At 35.3% G+C, this 15833-nt stretch carries 16 protein-coding genes and 1 tRNA gene; 15 read left to right on the top strand and 2 right to left on the bottom strand.

Annotation, left to right across the window (positions count from 1 at the left end; translation table 11 throughout):
- Window positions 1-348: 348 nt before the first annotated feature.
- The 9 genes from OZD68_RS06475 to uvrC all read left to right on the top strand — a co-directional run bounded on the left by OZD68_RS06475 (window position 349) and on the right by uvrC (window position 10596).
- Window positions 349-555 (top strand): hypothetical protein, encoded by a 207-nt coding sequence (locus OZD68_RS06475; protein ID WP_038250894.1) that lies wholly within the window; start codon window positions 349-351, stop codon window positions 553-555.
- A 66-nt stretch (window positions 556-621) separates the two neighbouring features.
- Window positions 622-834: a hypothetical protein gene (locus OZD68_RS06470; protein WP_182309145.1), complete on the top strand. Its 213-nt coding sequence runs from the start codon at window positions 622-624 to the stop codon at window positions 832-834.
- A 5-nt stretch (window positions 835-839) separates the two neighbouring features.
- Entirely contained in the window at window positions 840-2888 is a 2049-nt protein-coding gene (gene nuoG, locus OZD68_RS06465) for an NADH-quinone oxidoreductase subunit NuoG (RefSeq protein ID WP_182309144.1), read from the top strand.
- Window positions 2872-3897, top strand: coding sequence for an NADH-quinone oxidoreductase subunit NuoH (gene nuoH / locus OZD68_RS06460; RefSeq protein ID WP_182309143.1), 1026 nt, complete (start codon window positions 2872-2874; stop codon window positions 3895-3897). Before nuoG ends, nuoH begins: the two co-directional genes overlap by 17 nt.
- Window positions 3890-4885, top strand: a complete 996-nt coding sequence (gene hemB / locus OZD68_RS06455; RefSeq protein WP_182309142.1) for a porphobilinogen synthase — start codon at window positions 3890-3892, stop codon at window positions 4883-4885. Before nuoH ends, hemB begins: the two co-directional genes overlap by 8 nt.
- 146 nt (window positions 4886-5031) lie before the next feature.
- Window positions 5032-5790 (top strand): phosphatidylglycerophosphatase, encoded by a 759-nt coding sequence (locus OZD68_RS06450; protein ID WP_182309141.1) that lies wholly within the window; start codon window positions 5032-5034, stop codon window positions 5788-5790.
- Window positions 5791-5834: 44 nt separating this feature from the next.
- Entirely contained in the window at window positions 5835-6674 is an 840-nt protein-coding gene (locus OZD68_RS06445) for a glycine--tRNA ligase subunit alpha (protein WP_182309140.1), read from the top strand.
- A gap of 3 nt (window positions 6675-6677) precedes the next feature.
- Window positions 6678-8795 carry a glycine--tRNA ligase subunit beta gene (gene glyS / locus OZD68_RS06440; RefSeq protein ID WP_182309139.1) on the top strand — a complete coding sequence of 706 codons (2118 nt, stop codon included), beginning with the start codon at window positions 6678-6680 and terminating at the stop codon, window positions 8793-8795.
- Window positions 8779-10596, top strand: a complete 1818-nt coding sequence (gene uvrC / locus OZD68_RS06435) for an excinuclease ABC subunit UvrC (RefSeq protein WP_182309138.1) — start codon at window positions 8779-8781, stop codon at window positions 10594-10596. Before glyS ends, uvrC begins: the two co-directional genes overlap by 17 nt.
- Window positions 10597-10697: 101 nt before the next feature.
- Here uvrC and OZD68_RS06430 read toward each other — a convergent pair.
- Window positions 10698-10774: transfer RNA gene (locus tag OZD68_RS06430), tRNA-Arg, on the bottom strand.
- Window positions 10775-10921: 147 nt separating this feature from the next.
- On the opposite strand from OZD68_RS06430, the gene OZD68_RS06425 reads away from it, so the two are divergent.
- The 6 genes from OZD68_RS06425 to OZD68_RS06400 all read left to right on the top strand — a co-directional run bounded on the left by OZD68_RS06425 (window position 10922) and on the right by OZD68_RS06400 (window position 15351).
- On the top strand, window positions 10922-11695 hold the full coding sequence (locus tag OZD68_RS06425) for an ABC transporter ATP-binding protein (protein WP_006280146.1): 774 nt from the start codon (window positions 10922-10924) through the stop codon (window positions 11693-11695).
- A gap of 128 nt (window positions 11696-11823) precedes the next feature.
- Window positions 11824-11991: a twin-arginine translocase TatA gene (gene tatA, locus OZD68_RS06420; protein ID WP_006013840.1), complete on the top strand. Its 168-nt coding sequence runs from the start codon at window positions 11824-11826 to the stop codon at window positions 11989-11991.
- A 166-nt stretch (window positions 11992-12157) separates the two neighbouring features.
- Complete coding sequence (locus OZD68_RS06415; RefSeq protein ID WP_182309153.1) at window positions 12158-12814, top strand: exopolysaccharide biosynthesis protein; 657 nt, start codon at window positions 12158-12160, stop codon at window positions 12812-12814.
- A 90-nt stretch (window positions 12815-12904) separates the two neighbouring features.
- Window positions 12905-13561 carry an exopolysaccharide biosynthesis protein gene (locus tag OZD68_RS06410; protein WP_182309137.1) on the top strand — a complete coding sequence of 219 codons (657 nt, stop codon included), beginning with the start codon at window positions 12905-12907 and terminating at the stop codon, window positions 13559-13561.
- A complete protein-coding gene (gene cysS, locus OZD68_RS06405; RefSeq protein WP_182309136.1) occupies window positions 13554-14963 on the top strand; it encodes a cysteine--tRNA ligase in 1410 nt (469 codons plus the stop codon). The genes OZD68_RS06410 and cysS overlap by 8 nt, the downstream gene beginning before the upstream one ends.
- Window positions 14932-15351, top strand: a complete 420-nt coding sequence (locus tag OZD68_RS06400) for a YqaA family protein (RefSeq protein ID WP_155968794.1) — start codon at window positions 14932-14934, stop codon at window positions 15349-15351. The genes cysS and OZD68_RS06400 overlap by 32 nt, the downstream gene beginning before the upstream one ends.
- Before the next feature lie 333 nt (window positions 15352-15684).
- Here the strand turns inward: OZD68_RS06400 and OZD68_RS06395 are convergent.
- Window positions 15685-15833: transposase (locus tag OZD68_RS06395; protein ID WP_275008740.1), on the bottom strand; the 149-nt coding region annotated here is incomplete at its 5' end.

Here is a 15833-nt window from a genome sequence, read left to right as displayed (position 1 = left end):
AAAAGACTAGCTAACTCGGGGATTCTTTGTCTTTTTTTCTGCTTAGTAAATTTCTTAAACATTTGCAGCGTAGGTCAGTTGCAATTAAAAGCAGCTAAATTTCGCTTGTCAAGCGTTTAAAACATAAAAAACGCCAATATTTCAAAGCAGATAATAACCCCAGGGCTTCTTTTGCCTTTTTTTTTATTTGGTAAATTTCTTAATGTTTATAGCTAAACGACAATCGTCATCCCGCAGAGGGATCTATGCTTTGAGATACCGCGAATAAATCGCGGTATGACGTAGAGCTCGCGTTAGCTATACTTTTATGCTTACCAACTCAGTATCCAATCAAAATCCTGGATTTCAGTGTCAAGCACTGAAATGACACCAAAAGGGCTACTGCTGTTTTGGATGGAAACCAGTGTCAGCTACTTGAATCTGCCACGCAAATTGCCTGCAAATTGCAATGTTCGTACAGCTGTGCGTCATGCGCTGGAATGGCATCAAGGGGTAACTTTTTATTTAAACAATGATTGTAAAATGATTATAATAAGAGATCTATTGAAATTTTAAAGTTATTAAATATTGACGCTGTATACTTAAGTGTTAAAATAGAATGAAAAGTTTTTAGGAGTTTATATGGCAGCAGGTGGGAAAGCAAAGACAGCTAGTAAAAATAACCCTACTCAGCGTAAGAAGGCCGAGCAAAAAATGTATAAAGATAAACCGGTAAAACCTGTTAGATATATAGATCGTGACTCGCGCATGAATTATATGTCTGCTCAATATGACAACGGCAATCTGGTTGAAGATGAGGTAAGCGGCAATCCTATAAAGTTGGAAGCTGTATAATAGTTGTGGTTAAAGTTACTATTAATTCTAAGGAATGTGAAGTAGAGCATGGGCTCACTATAATTCAAGCTTGTGAAGTCGTGGGCGTTGAAATTCCACGTTTTTGTTATCATGAGCGTTTAGCAATTGCTGGTAATTGCAGAATGTGTTTGGTTGAAGTGGAGGGTGGACCTCCAAAACCAGTAGCCTCTTGTGCAATGCCGGTTGCAGAAGGGATGGTTATTCACACTGATACCCATAAGGTTAAAAAAGCACGTGAAGGTGTGCTTGAGTTTTTGCTAATTAACCACCCGCTTGATTGCCCAATTTGCGATCAGGGTGGTGAATGCGATTTGCAAGATATCACGATGGCTTATGGGAAAGGAACCAGCAGACTTGATGAGCATAAGAGGGCTGTGCCAAAAAAACACTTTGGACCATTGATTGAGACTGCGATGAATCGATGCATTCATTGCACTCGGTGTGTTAGATTTTTGTCTGATGTTGCAGGTACAGATGAACTTGGAGGAATCGGAAGGGGAGAAAATGTAGAGATTAGCACTTACATAAAAAGGCATATTAGTTCTGAATTATCCGGAAATATCATAGATCTCTGCCCGGTAGGGGCTTTAACTTCAAAGCCTTACTCCTTTACAGCGCGTCCATGGGAGCTATCACATTGCGAAACTATAGATGTACTAGATGCTGTGGGAAGTAGTATTAGAGTTGATTATCGTGGCCCGGAAGTTATGAGGATATTGCCAAGGCTGAGCGAAGAGGTAAATGAAGAATGGATATCAGATAAAACCCGCTTTGCCTATGATGGACTAAAAGTTCAGCGTCTTGATCGACCTTATGTAAAAAAAGATGGTAAATTAGCCCCAGTTGATTGGAATGAGGCATTAACTGTTGCTGCAAAGAAATTAAGGAATACAAAATCAAATAAAATAGCTGCAATTGCAGGTGATTTAGCAGATTGTGAGTCTATGCTTCTACTTAAAGAAATGATGCAGAAGCTCGGCTCGGGGAATATAGACTGTAGGCAAGATGGTGCAAAACTTATACCAAATAATCGTGGATCGTATGTGTTCAATACCACTATTGAAGGTATAGAGAATGCGGATTTGTGTCTGCTTATAAATACAAACCCAAGGATAGAAGCACCGATCATTAACGTAAGATTGAGAAAGAGATATTTACAGGGCAACTTTCCTGTTGCAAGTGTTGGTCCTAACATTGAATATTTGTATCATGTTGAGAAATTGGGCGATAATCCTGATATTTTGAGTGAAATAGCAAATGGAAGTCATAAATTCTGTGAGCTGCTGGTAGCTGCTCAAAACCCTATGCTGATTATCGGTCAAGATGCATTAGTAAGAGATGATTCTGAATTAGTTCTAGTTCTGGCTGGCAAAATTGCAGAAAAATTTAACATGATCAGAGATGACTGGAATGGCTTTAATGTGCTGCATAAAGCTGCAGCAAGAGTTGGTGGGCTAGATATTGTGTTTGTTCCTAAAAAAGGCGAAAGGGATATTAATCAAATATTGGAACATGCAGAAAGTGGTGAAATAGAAGTTGTTTATCTTCTTGGTGCAGATGAATTTGACACATCAAAGTTAGAAAACACATTTGTAATTTATCAAGGTCATCACGGTGATAATGGTGCACATGTGGCAGATGTTATCTTGCCTGGTGCTGCATATACAGAAAAATATGCAACTTATGTAAACACTGAAGGTCGAGTGCAAAGAACAAATTTAGCTGTATTTCCTCCAGGTGAAGCAAAGGAGGACTGGTTAATTATTAAAAATCTCTCGCAATATTTGGATCTCTCCTTACCATATGATAGTTTATTTGACGTGAGAAAAAAATTAGATACTATCGGTCCACAGTTTAGAAATGCTGATCAAGTGATAAAAAACACATGGGTGCCAATTAGCAATGGTAAAATAAATTTAAGTAATACACCTTTTACTTTAAAGGAGTGTAATTTTTATATGACGGATTCAATAAGTCGCGCTTCAAAAATAATGGCAGATTGTACTAAAGCTTTTTATGAACACGCTAGTTAATATTTTATTTATTTTAGTACCGCTACTACTTTCAGTTGCATATTTGACATACTTTGAGCGTAAGGTCCTTGCTGCAATTCAACTGAGGCACGGCCCAAGTGTAGTTGGACCTTTTGGGCTATTGCAGCCATTTGGAGATGCTATTAAACTACTGATTAAAGAGCCGATAATACCATTTAGAGCGAGCACCATACTGTTCATTATGGCTCCAATGCTTACCTTTATCTTGGCATTAATTGCCTGGGCAGTTATACCGTTTGGTGCTGAAGTAATTGTAGAAAATGGCCAGCAAGTAGTTATTCCTAAGGTTATAGCAAATATTAATGTTGGAGTGCTTTACGTGCTAGCTATATCGTCGCTGGGAGTATACGGCGTGATTATTGCAGGCTGGTCAAGCAACTCCAATTATGCATTCCTTGGCGCTATACGGTCGGCTGCTCAGATGATTTCATATGAAGTTTCAATAGGCTTAATAGTTGCTGCAGTCGTTATTACCACTGGAACATTAAATCTTGGAGAGATGGTGGTAGCGAAACACAATATGCCATTTTGGGTTGATTTGCTACTAATGCCTATAGGAATAATATTTTTTATTTCTTTGCTTGCAGAAACTAATCGTCACCCATTTGATTTACCAGAAGCTGAAGCAGAGCTTGTCTCTGGATATAACGTTGAATATTCATCCATGCCTTTTGCCCTCTTTTTTCTTGGAGAATATGCAAATATGATTTTAGCAAGTGCTATGATGACGATATTCTTTCTAGGAGGGTGGTATCCTCCGTTAGAACTTGGTTTGCTTTATAAAATTCCAGGTTTAATTTGGTTCGTTTTGAAGATAATTATACTTTTATTCGTATTTATTTGGATTAGAGCAACAATACCTCGTTATCGATATGATCAGCTAATGCGCCTTGGTTGGAAAGTATTTTTACCAATATCAGTGTTTTGGGTGATACTCATTTCAGGGGTGTTGCTCTTTACTGGGAATTTGCCTGGATCCAATGTTTAATTTCCCAAATACAAGATTAAGACGCAGGCGCTCGAGCAAATGGGTTCGCAATTTAACAAGTGAAAATAGTTTATCAGTAAATGATCTTGTTCTTCCTCTGTTTGTTCATGACAGAGAAGAAACAACTGAACCAATTTCTGGCTTACCAGGCGTAAAGTGTTATTCAATAGATGGATTAGTGTCTATAGTTAAGGAAGCTAAAGATTTAGGAATTAATGCTGTTGCAATTTTTCCTGTAGTTGATAGTAAACTAAAATCTGAAAACGCTGAGGGAGCATATAATTCTGACAACTTAATCTGCAAAGCAATCCGTGCTGTAAAATTAAAGGTACCTGAAATTGGTATTATTGCAGACGTTGCACTGGATCCATACACTATTCATGGCCATGACGGCATTTTAAAAGATAATCAGATGGATGTAGAAAACGATGAAACTATATCAGTGCTGTGTAAGCAAGCGTTTGCTTTAGCGAAAGCAGGATGTGATATAGTTGCTCCTTCTGATATGATGGATGGTAGAATAGGAAGAATCAGAAAATCATTAGATGATAACAACTTTCAAGACGTATTAATATTATCTTATGCAGTGAAATACTGCTCTAGCTTCTATGCTCCATTCAGGCAAGTCGTTGGTTCATGTGGGCTATCACATTCTATAGACAAAAGTGGTTATCAAATGGATTATAAAAATGCGCGCGAAGCAATGTGCGAAATTGAAATGGATATAAATGAAGGTGCAGACCTTATTATGATTAAACCAGGTATGCCATATTTAGATATTATCAAAACAGCAAGTGATAAGTTTAATTTTCCGATTTTTGCTTACCAAGTAAGCGGTGAGTACGCAATGATAAAAGCTGCTGCAAATAATGGCTGGCTAGATTATGACAAGGTGATTTATGAGTCTTTGATTGGTTTCAAACGTGCGGGTGCAAGTGCAATATTCACTTACGCTGCACTTGATATTGCAAAAAATTTAAGTGCATAAGCCCTATAAAATTATTAAATTTTTGGCGCACGTTCTTCTACTGTTGCTGCATGTTACCTAAAATCTTCCAATACATGTTTTAAGTTATTGATAAGTCCGTTACAATACAGTATTATAAATAATATAAACCAAGTGTTACTTAGAACATGGGGATTTTTTTTAAATTTTTGGGGAAGATGCTAGGCAAGGTTTTTCCTGCTAAAACAGTAAGCTCTCTTTTAGGAATAGGATATTTACCAACTTGGCAGAACTATTGGTCTTCTTTTTTAATATTATTTATTGTCGATGTTATATTAATTCTTACATATGGAGGCGAATACTTACTATATAAAATGCCAGACTCAGGAATAGTCGTAGCTGCTGTTTTTACAAAATTGGCAATAGTTATGTTAGTAATGCAATTAATTGGAATATTTATTTTTCATGCTCAAGACCCTTCAGCAAACAGTGGTGAAGAAATAGTAATACAAATAGCGTCAGGGCAAGTACTGACTGTAGCACTTTCAATGCCAGCAATAATGTCAATTTATTATGCTGTAAGTAAACTCTATGGGAATATATGTAAGCAGATGTTTCAATGCCCATTTTGGTTTAATGATTTTATGCACTTTTTCTTTTTTCTTATGATACCTTACGTATTTTTTAATGTCGTAGAAGTGATAAAACCATGGCCAATAAGTTCAATACAGCTCAGCTATAATAATGCAATGTCAATTACATTTGAGGGGATTTTTCACACATTTTATGCGGTGATTTTACTGTATTTAACAGCATTTATATTCTGCGATTTAACTATGCATGATGCAATTGTCCTAAATAAAAGCATAATTCAGTATGTGAGAGAAAGTTCAGCAGTCTTAGGTGATTATTTACATGATACTGTTAAAAAAATAGGTATTGAATAGTACTTATTTATTTATATATTTAGTATAAAAAGTGTGCAATTTGTGTGAATTTACAAAGTATAATAAAAGAGTTACAAGATTTTTGGGCTAGTGAAGGATGTGTTATACTTCACCCATACACATCTGAAGTTGGTGCTGGCACATTACATCCTGCAACAATTATGTCTGCAATTGATACAAAGCCGACAAAAATTGCATATCTACAACCAGTAATTAGGCCAGCAGATGGACGCTATAGTGATAATCCTAATCGCTTGTATCAACATCACCAATATCAAGTTATAATAAAGCCATCTGGTAATAATTTACAAGACGTCTATTTAGATAGCTTAAAAGTTCTTGGCATATCTACAGAAAAATATGATATTAAGTTTGTTGAAGATGATTGGGAAAATCCAAGTGTTGGTGCATCAGGACTTGGATGGGAAGTTACATGCAATGGAATGGAAGTAACACAGCTTACTTATATACAGCAAGTTGGAGGGATTGACTGCAAGATGATTCCTGGTGAGGTGGCATATGGGTTGGAACGTTTAGCAATGTGCATACAAGGTGTAGATAATGTTTACGATATAATTTGGAACGATAACGGTGTAACTTACGGAGATATTTTTAAACAAAGAGAATATGAATTTTCTTATCTAGCGTTAGATTATTATGATACTAAAGTGGTACAGCAGCAATTCGAAGATACGGAAAAATTGTGTAAGTTCCTTATTGAAAAGGAGCTACCAATCGCAGCCTATGACCAATGTATTAAAACTAGTCACCTACTTAATCTGCTTGATGCAAGAGGTGTGCTTGGTGTGAATGAACGTACAGCTTATATTGGTAAAGTTAGAGAGCTAACAAAAAAATGTTGTGAATTGTACATGAGTAAATAGCGTATGTCGTTGCAGTTATTATTTGAGTGCCTTTCAGAAGAAATACCACCGAGAATGCAGAATGTAGTTGCAACTCAAGTTAAAAGCTGTATTGCCAATGTTTTTAACAAAAATAATGTAAAATTTACATCAATGGAGGTTTTTATAACGGCACGTCGCATTACTCTATTTGTTGACAACATAAATGCTTTGGAGCTAAAGGATTCCAATAACGGAGTTAAGGGACCAAACATTAACGCACCAAAAAGTGCTATCGAAGGTTTTTTAAGAAAATATCAGAAAAATGAAGAAGATTTGCTCGTTCGAAAAGTAAATAATGAGGATTTTTACTTCATTAAAAGAGAAAGCTGCTCATTTAACATCAGAGAATTCCTCAAAAATCAACTGGAGGAAATGCTCAAAAACTTTTCTTGGTTGAAGAGCATGAGATGGGGCAAAGGAAAAGAAAGGTGGGTTAGGCCAATCAAAAACATTTTATGCATTTTAAATGACGAAATAATACCTGTGTCTTTTGCAGGGATCACAGCATCTAACACAACATATGGCCATCGATTTCTCTCAAGTGGTACAGCGTTAACTGTTAAAGCACCTAAAGACTATTTTGAATTGCTAGAAAAAAACAGTGTAATTCTCCAAATGGACAAAAGAAAGCAATTTATACTAGATCAGATTAATAAATTCACAAAAGAGCAGAATTTACAACTTGAGAAAAATGATTATTTACTAAATGAATTGACAGGGCTTACAGAGTGGCCAATCGTACTGTTTGGTGAAGTGAATCAAGAAAAGTCATTTGGATTACCGAAGGAAGTAATACTTAGTATAGTTAATACACAACAAAAATACCTTGCTTTAAGTAATGGAAAGAGAATTTCACACTTTGTCACTGTTGTCAACGTCAACAATGGTGAAGTTGTTAAAGGGCACGAAAGAATATTAGAAGCACGTCTTGCTGATGCACAATTTTTGATATCTCAGGACAAAAAGGAAGATCTGGATCATTATGTCAAAAAATTAGGTTCGATATTATTTCATGCTTCACTTGGCAGCGTGGGGGAAAAGGTGAAGCGTATTACGGCTCTGTCAAAGTATATAGCTATATTTATTCCACATGCTTCGCTGATAAAAGTTGAACGTGCTGCATATTTGGCAAAAACTGATTTGGCAACATCGATAGTAAGAGAGTTTCCAGAATTACAAGGAGTAATGGGTGGATATTATGCTTCTTATTTTCAAGAAGATGGAGAAATAGTGGAAGCTATAACTGAGCATTATAAGCCAATCGGGCCAGAGCAGGAGTGTCCTAAATCTCCTTCTGCAATTGCTGTGTCAATTGCAGACAAAGTGGATAGCTTAGTTGGTTTAATTGCAGCAGGTGAGAAAATCTCTGGTTCGTATGATCAATTTGGTTTGCGGAGAATGACAATTGGTATAATTAGGACAATACTTGAAAATAATTTGCATGTTCCAATTAGGCTAATGATAGACAAGTCAGTATCTTTATATTCAAGGCTTCTATTTAATAAAAATACAGCGTCAGTTGATAAGCCGAATAGAAAACAAATTTCAGAACTAGTATTTAGATTTTGCTTAGAAAGATTCAAGGTTATTTTAAAAAATAGAGATATAAGGCAAGATGTTGTAGATTCAATACTATATAAAATCGATATTAATGATCTGCTGACAGCAGAAAAGCAAACTGTTATATTGGATCGTTATCTTAGTACTCCAGAAGGTGAACAAATTCTAAGCACTTACAAAAGAGTCAGTAACATGATGAGCAAAGCAAGGAAAAGTGATGGCACTACTTATAGTGCATCTTACGGTAAGAGGTTTTTGATTGAAAGTGAAGAAATTGCGCTATCAAATTGTGCTATAACTGCTTGTAAAAACATAAAACAAGCGATAAAAAATAACCACTTTAATGTAGCACTTGATGAACTTGCTGGTTTTGCTCAGTTTATCAATCAGTTTATTGACAGTATAAAGATTAACTGTGATTCTGATAAGCTGAGAAGAAACAGATTATCTTTGCTTGAAAATGTAGTTTCCATCTTTCATTTAGTAGCAGATTTTAACCTCATACAGGTTAAGCAATGGATAAATGCTCAGGCAATATAAAGAACAAATCAAATCATCTCCACAGTCCTGTGGCGTGTATAAGATGGTCGGAGATAAGAATAAAGTTTTATATGTTGGAAAAGCAAAAAACTTAAAGTCAAGGTTATCCGACTACCTTCAATTCGAAAATCTTTCTGAACGAATTAGAGTTATGCTCTCACAGGTTATTAAGGTTGAAATATTCATCACTGAGAATGAAATCGAAGCACTGCTTCTTGAAGCACAGCTAATAAAATCATTGAAACCACTTTATAATATTGTGCTTAAGGATGGAAAATCTTATCCTTATATAACAATTTCCAAGCACGATTATCCAAGAATAGCAAAATATAGAGGCAAATTTAAGAAGAATGAGTTTTATTATTATGGTCCCTTTACATCTGCCGCTGCTGTTAAGCAAACTATATTGTCATTGCAAAAAGCTTTTCTCCTAAGAGTATGTTCAGATCAATACTTTTCCTCAACAAAAAGACCATGTATTGAATATCAAATTAAGCGCTGCTCAGCACCATGCATAAACAAAATCACAAAAGACGACTACTGCCAATCAGTAAAACAGGCACGAAATACATTGCTTGGAAGAAATAAGGAAGTGAAAGAACAGTTACTTTTCACAATGAGAAAGTGCAGCAGTGAAGAAAACTATGAGCTTGCTGCTATATATAGAGATCGGGTAAAGTTTCTTGAGCAAATTCAAATACAGCACACGGATTTTTCTTTTGAAAAAGATGCAGATTTCTTCAGTATTGTACGTGAAGAGGATCTAGCATGTATTAGTGTGTTATCGTTTAGAAATAAAGACAACTACGGCAGCACTCCTTACTTTGCCGAGAACTGTGGTGATCACTCAAATGATGAAATTTTATCCACCTTTTTGGTCAATTTTTATAATTCAGCTAACATACCTCCAATACAAATTTACGTTCCAGATTCTATTGTGGATAAGGAAATTATAGAACAAGCACTATATAAGGTTGCTCAAAAGCCAGTAAAAGTTCTGCATGCAAAGAATAAAAAAGAGCGTGATTTATTGAAATTTGTTTATGATAACTCTCAGCATAGCTTAGAGCAGAAGCTTATCGATTATAGAAATAACCTAGAAAAGCTTGAAGAGCTTAGCAAAATCTTCTTGTTACCAAATATTCCAAAGCGTATTGAGGTTTATGACAATAGCCATATATTTGGAAACCAACAAATTGGTGTAATGGTTGTTGCAGGGCAGGAGGGTTTTTTAAAAAGTGAGTACAGAAAATTTACTATAAAGGAAAAATTTTCAGGCGATGACTATAAAATGATGAGGGAAGTGCTAACCAGACGTTTCTCCGGCAATATAAAGGGCATAATACCTGATTTTTTACTGATTGATGGTGGACCAGGACATGTTTCCATAGTAGAGAATGTACTGGAAGTATTGAATATAAACGTTCCTTTTGCTTGTATGGCAAAAGGTCCTGATCGTAACGCAGGAAATGAAAGATTTTATATGCTGGGCAGGGAAGAATTCAGTCTGGCAAATGACAGCAAAGTCATGCTTTACTTACAATCGCTGCGTAATGAAGCCCACCGTTTTGCGATAACTTCACATAGAAAAAAACGCGATAAACAGTTTATAGTTTCACAATTAAGCAAAATACCCGGCATTGGCAACAAAAGAAAAAAAGCGTTGATGTCTTATTTTGGTTCAGTGAAAAATATAAGCAAAGCTTCTCTGGCTGAAATTCAAAACATACCTGGAATTAGTAAAGGTTTAGCAGAAGTTATTCTTAAACACGTAAATTATAAGAGAGGAGTACTGGAATGACACAAAACCCGTTTTATTATTAGGGAATTTATATCTTAAAACCGCAAAAAAAGGTGTGCGTATTTGTGAAAAAAAATCTCCATAAAATTTGTGAAGCAATGTGGTGGGACTAGTGCGATTCGAACGCACGACCTTCGGATTAGGAGTCCAACGCTCTATCCTGCTGAGCTATAGTCCCGTGTTTCCTACCATTCATGTAAAGTTATAGCAAAAAATCCTTTCTTTTCTAGATTTCTTGCATAACCAATTTATGACGACAAAAAACATTTCTGTACTTCTTGAGTATAATGCTATTATATTTAATAACATGGTTTAAGTAAGATTAATGCTAGTTAACAATATTGGTTATTTCTATAACAATCAAAACGACTTTGCTTTAAGCAATATAAACATTAAAGTAAAGAAAGGAAATGTTGCATGTTTATTGGGGCATTCTGGCTGTGGCAAGTCAACAATTTTGAAATTAATTGCGGGGATAGAAAATCCAAAATCTGGAACTATTTTTATAAATGATAGGTTAGTTGCAAGTAATAAGGCATCAGTCGCTATAGAGCATAGAAATATCGGATTGATTTTTCAGCATTCTGCATTATTTCCTCATAAAACAGTAGTAGAAAATATAACCTTTGCTATCCGCAGCTCTTCCAAGAGAGAAAAGCACCTAATTGCATTGGAAATCTTGAAGTTACTCAATATAGAAAAATATGAAAATATGTACCCTAACGCCTTATCTGGAGGGCAGCAACAATTAGTTGCAATAGCAAGAGTGATGGCACAAAACCCTGATGTTGTGTTGTTAGATGAACCATTTTCTAATTTAGATATACTGCTCAAGTGCCGAATAAGACAACATATATTGTCCCTTTTCAGAAGTAAAAATATCCCTGTGCTAATGGTAACTCATGACCCGCAAGAAGCATTGAAAGTTGCAGATTTTATCTACGTAATGAAAAATGGTAAAATTATTCAATCAGGAGTGTCTAGCGATATATACCATAAGCCTAAAGATGATACGCTAGCAAAGTTTTTTAGTGAGCTCTCTTCTACTCTACAGTTAAGCGAAAAGTTTCCACTTATTCGCTGCAAGAAAATAATCTAGTTTGGGATTGTTATAAAATAATTAAAAAACCTTGATTTATAATTAAATAAAGGTGATATAATCTATGTGTTACTTGACTTCAGTCAAGTTTTAATATTTAAAGGTCAATATTTTAAATGGAGGTGAAAATGAGTTTAGGACCATGGCAATTGTTTCTAGTCTTAATAATAATTTTAGTTCTGTTTGGTGCAGGCAGATTACCGCAAGTTATGGGTGATTTAGGAAAAGGCATCAAAAACCTTAAACAGGAGCTTAAGGACTCAGAAAAATTATCGTCTAATGAACCAGATCGTTAGCGTCCTCATACTTCGTGACATGCACCTTAGTGCATGTCATCTGTTTAAAAACTTAGTCAGGTTAAAGAATGAAAGAGATGAAGTGTTGGTATGAAATAAATAACAAATATTGAAATACAGCAACAACTATGTTAGCTTAAGAGGAATACTTTATTAAAGGATGATTGTGCAAAAAAGTGAGAAACTAACTAAAGATAAAAAACTAGCTTCTGATATTCTAAAAGAGGTTGCAGATACCAATAACAATGATAGCAATAAAGTAACTTTGTTTGACATTAAAACAGCTTTGCATGAGCGCGGTTTTGGTATTTTAATAATCATCTTCTCCTTGCCGCTATCGGTGCCTATACCGGTTCCACCTGGTTATACAACTATTCTTTCTATACCTTTAATCTTATTCTCACTGCAGCTTCTATTTGGATTTGATTCTCCTTGGATCCCCAGTTGGCTAGAAAGAAGATCTTTTCAGCGTTCAACACTAGCTCTTGTGGTAGAGAAAACTTCCCATGTATTAGAAAAAATAGAAAAATTCATGAAGCCAAGACTGTCTTTCATTTTCTATGGGCCTGGTGAGAAGATTCTGGCTTTTATGATGTTGCTTTGTGCAATAATAATAGCTCTTCCATTACCTTTTACTCACTTCCTTCCTGCAATTGGCACAACTCTTATTTCACTTAGCATTATGAGTAAAGACGGGTTTCTATCCATATTGGGAGTTTTAGTATCATTGTGCGCGTTGTTGCTTACTCTTGTTGTAATAGTCAAAGGACCACAACTTATAACCGGAGCACTTTCTCTTCTTAAAAGCTTTACAACACTTTAACAAAAGAACGAATTACTAGCGCAAAATGAATAATGCATATTGAAATAAAACAATAATTGTGTTAAGAATTATTTTTATCGAAGGTTTTTCGTGTCAAAAAATGATAAGTTGACTAAAAGTGATAAATTAGCTTCTGATATTCTAAAAGAAGTTGCAGATACCAATGACAATGATAGCGATAAAGTAACTTTGTTTGACATTAAAACAGCTTTGCATGAGCGTGGTTTTGGTATTTTAATAATCATCTTCTCCTTGCCGCTATCGGTGCCTATACCGGTTCCACCTGGTTATACAACTATTCTTTCTATACCTTTAATCTTATTCTCACTGCAGCTTTTATTTGTATTTGATTCTCCTTGGATGCCCAGTTGGCTAGAAAGAAAATCTTTTCAGCGTTCAACACTAGCTCTTGTGGTGGAAAAAACTTCTCCAGCATTAAAAAAAATAGAAAAGTTCATGAGACCAAGAATGTCTTTTATTTTCTATGGGCCCGGTGAAAAAATTTTAGCTTTTATAATGCTGCTTTGTGCGTTATCAATAGCTCTTCCACTACCTCTTACTAACTTCATTCCTGCAATTGGTACGACTCTTATTTCGCTTGGTATCATGAGTAAAGATGGGTTTCTATCCATATTGGGAGTTCTAATATCATTGTGTGGGCTATTGCTTACTCTTGTTGTAGTAGTCAAAGGGCCACAACTTATAATTGGGGCATTTTCTTTTCTCAAAAGCTTCGTATATGGTTAGGCTTTACAACACCTTAACAAAAAAAAAGGAACTTTTTACACCAATCGATAAAGATCATGTGAAAATGTATGTTTGCGGACCAACAGTATATGACACAGCACATATAGGCAATGCACGGTCTGTTGTTGTGTATGATGTGTTATTTCAGCTACTTAAGTTTTGTTATGGCAAAGTTACCTATGTGCGTAACATAACCGACATTGATGATAAGATAGTTAATGCAGCAAGTGAAAAAAATAGCAACATAGAAAGTATCAGCACATATTACACGAAGGCTTTTCATGAAGATATGAGAAGCATAAATTGTGCAGAGCCAACACACGAGCCAAAAGCAACGAAAAACGTAGATTATATTATAAAATTAATTGAACATTTGCTGCAATCAGGCCACGCTTATGAATCTGACAAACATGTGTATTTTAATATAGAATCTTACCATGAATATGGTGCTTTATCAGGAAAAAAAACTGATGAATTGGTTCCAGGTAGCAGAGTTGAAGTTAATGAAAATAAAAAGCACCCGGGAGATTTTGTGCTGTGGAAGCCTGCAAATGATATTGACTACAAACTTTCAAGTTATTGGAATAGCCCATGGGGAGAGGGCAGACCTGGATGGCATATAGAATGCTCAGCAATGTCATATGCTTACCTTGGCAAAGATTTTGATATTCATGGTGGCGGCATAGATTTACAATTTCCTCACCATGAAAATGAAATTGCACAGAGTAAGTCTGCATTTGCTGAATCAATGTTTGCAAAATACTGGATACATAACGGTTTTCTTACAGTAAATGAAGAGAAAATGAGCAAGTCCTTATTTAATATAGTCAAAGTAAGGGATTTGCTAGATAGTGGAATAAAGGGTGAAGTAATACGCTATGCACTGCTCAAAACTCACTACAGAAAACCACTTGATTGGACAGAAAACGTTATTTCTGATGCACAGGAAACCTTAAATAAATTTAATCGATTATCACGTGGTTTAGATACAACAAATATTGATGAAAGTAACGCAGAGATTTCTAAAGATTTTATAGACGCTTTAAAAAACGACTTAAACATTCCTGAAGCTCTAGCTATATTACATGAAATGGCTGCAAAAATCAACAAAATGAGTAATGAAAGTGAAAAGCTTAAATTAACTGAGAGTTTTGTTAAGAGTGCCAGATTTATTGGTCTTCTTGAGTCAAGTTATGAAAAGTGGTTTGCTGTGGATGTAAATCATCAAGAAATAGAAAGGTTGATAGACTTAAGAAAAATTGCAAAAAAAAATAAAAATTACGATACTGCGGACAAAATAAGAAATCAGTTGAAACAAATGGGGATTACAATTTCTGACAATGAAGATGGTACAACAACCTGGTATTCATATGGAAAACTACTTCCTGTTATTCACAGATAGTCTAGTATCATCATTAGTCTTACCAATACATCAAGGTTTTGTGTTCAATACCATGCTTTATTTCAGGTCGTATCACACTCCACTACTTATGTTATTTTTTGGAGTACTAGGATCAAGCCTTGGTGGAATAGTTAACTGGTACTTAGGTAGAATAACAATCTCTATACGAAAATCATACCACAAATTAGAAAACGAATATACAACGCCAAAAGTTACAAAAAATTTGCTAATTTTTGCAACTTTATTACTTTCGTGGGTGCCAGCACTTGGAAGTGTGATTCAAATTTTATCAGGTTATTTCAAGTTAAACCTTTATATCCTTGCCCCTTTAATCATTCTATCTAATTTCTTCTATTTATTATATCTAATACTTACTTTTGGAGTATAACAGCTATAGTATTACAGCTATTAAAGCCCACTTCCGTCATTCTATGCCTTGATAGAAGCGGAGCTATAAATTATAGCCTTTCTTATAATAGTCCGAATGCGATAAGATATGTGTTTATGGCCATAGCAGGCCAGTAGCATATTACGGTCTGTTCGGATTATTGTAAAAAGAGCTATTAAGTGTTCTCTTCTCTTGATTTTTAGACATCATTGCAGTAGCCAATACTATCTTACTCACATGGCCATAGCTTAAATAGATCCTACGAGGTACATAATCTTCATATGAAACTTGCCATGTTTGCTTTATAGCATTTCTCATAATAGTCCGAACAGGTCATAGGAAGGCAGAATCAACAGCACGACGAAAGGATTCGAATAGAGGAATGTCTTTCCTGGCTCTGTTTTTTATAGCAAACCAATGATGCTCAATTTTGTTGAAATCTGGAGAATAAGGCGGCAGATACAAAATTTCTGCACCAACCC

Source organism: Wolbachia endosymbiont of Drosophila bicornuta, from assembly GCF_028982105.1.
Taxonomy (GTDB): Bacteria; Pseudomonadota; Alphaproteobacteria; order Rickettsiales; family Anaplasmataceae; genus Wolbachia; species Wolbachia pipientis.
This window is presented reverse-complemented; position numbering and strand designations above follow the sequence as displayed.

Bases quoted from the DNA above. Each gene is read 5' to 3' on its own strand.
- hemB (WP_182309142.1), top strand. From the start codon at position 3,890: ATGTTTAATTTCCCAAATACAAGATTAAGACGCAGGCGCTCGAGCAAA.
- glyS (WP_182309139.1), top strand. From the start codon at position 6,678: ATGTCGTTGCAGTTATTATTTGAGTGCCTTTCAGAAGAAATACCACCG.
- OZD68_RS06400 (WP_155968794.1), top strand. From the start codon at position 14,932: ATGGAAAACTACTTCCTGTTATTCACAGATAGTCTAGTATCATCATTA.
- uvrC (WP_182309138.1), top strand. From the start codon at position 8,779: ATGCTCAGGCAATATAAAGAACAAATCAAATCATCTCCACAGTCCTGT.
- OZD68_RS06425 (WP_006280146.1), top strand. From the start codon at position 10,922: ATGCTAGTTAACAATATTGGTTATTTCTATAACAATCAAAACGACTTT.
- nuoH (WP_182309143.1), top strand. From the start codon at position 2,872: ATGAACACGCTAGTTAATATTTTATTTATTTTAGTACCGCTACTACTT.
- cysS (WP_182309136.1), top strand. From the start codon at position 13,554: ATGGTTAGGCTTTACAACACCTTAACAAAAAAAAAGGAACTTTTTACA.
- OZD68_RS06470 (WP_182309145.1), top strand. From the start codon at position 622: ATGGCAGCAGGTGGGAAAGCAAAGACAGCTAGTAAAAATAACCCTACT.
- OZD68_RS06450 (WP_182309141.1), top strand. From the start codon at position 5,032: ATGGGGATTTTTTTTAAATTTTTGGGGAAGATGCTAGGCAAGGTTTTT.
- tatA (WP_006013840.1), top strand. From the start codon at position 11,824: ATGAGTTTAGGACCATGGCAATTGTTTCTAGTCTTAATAATAATTTTA.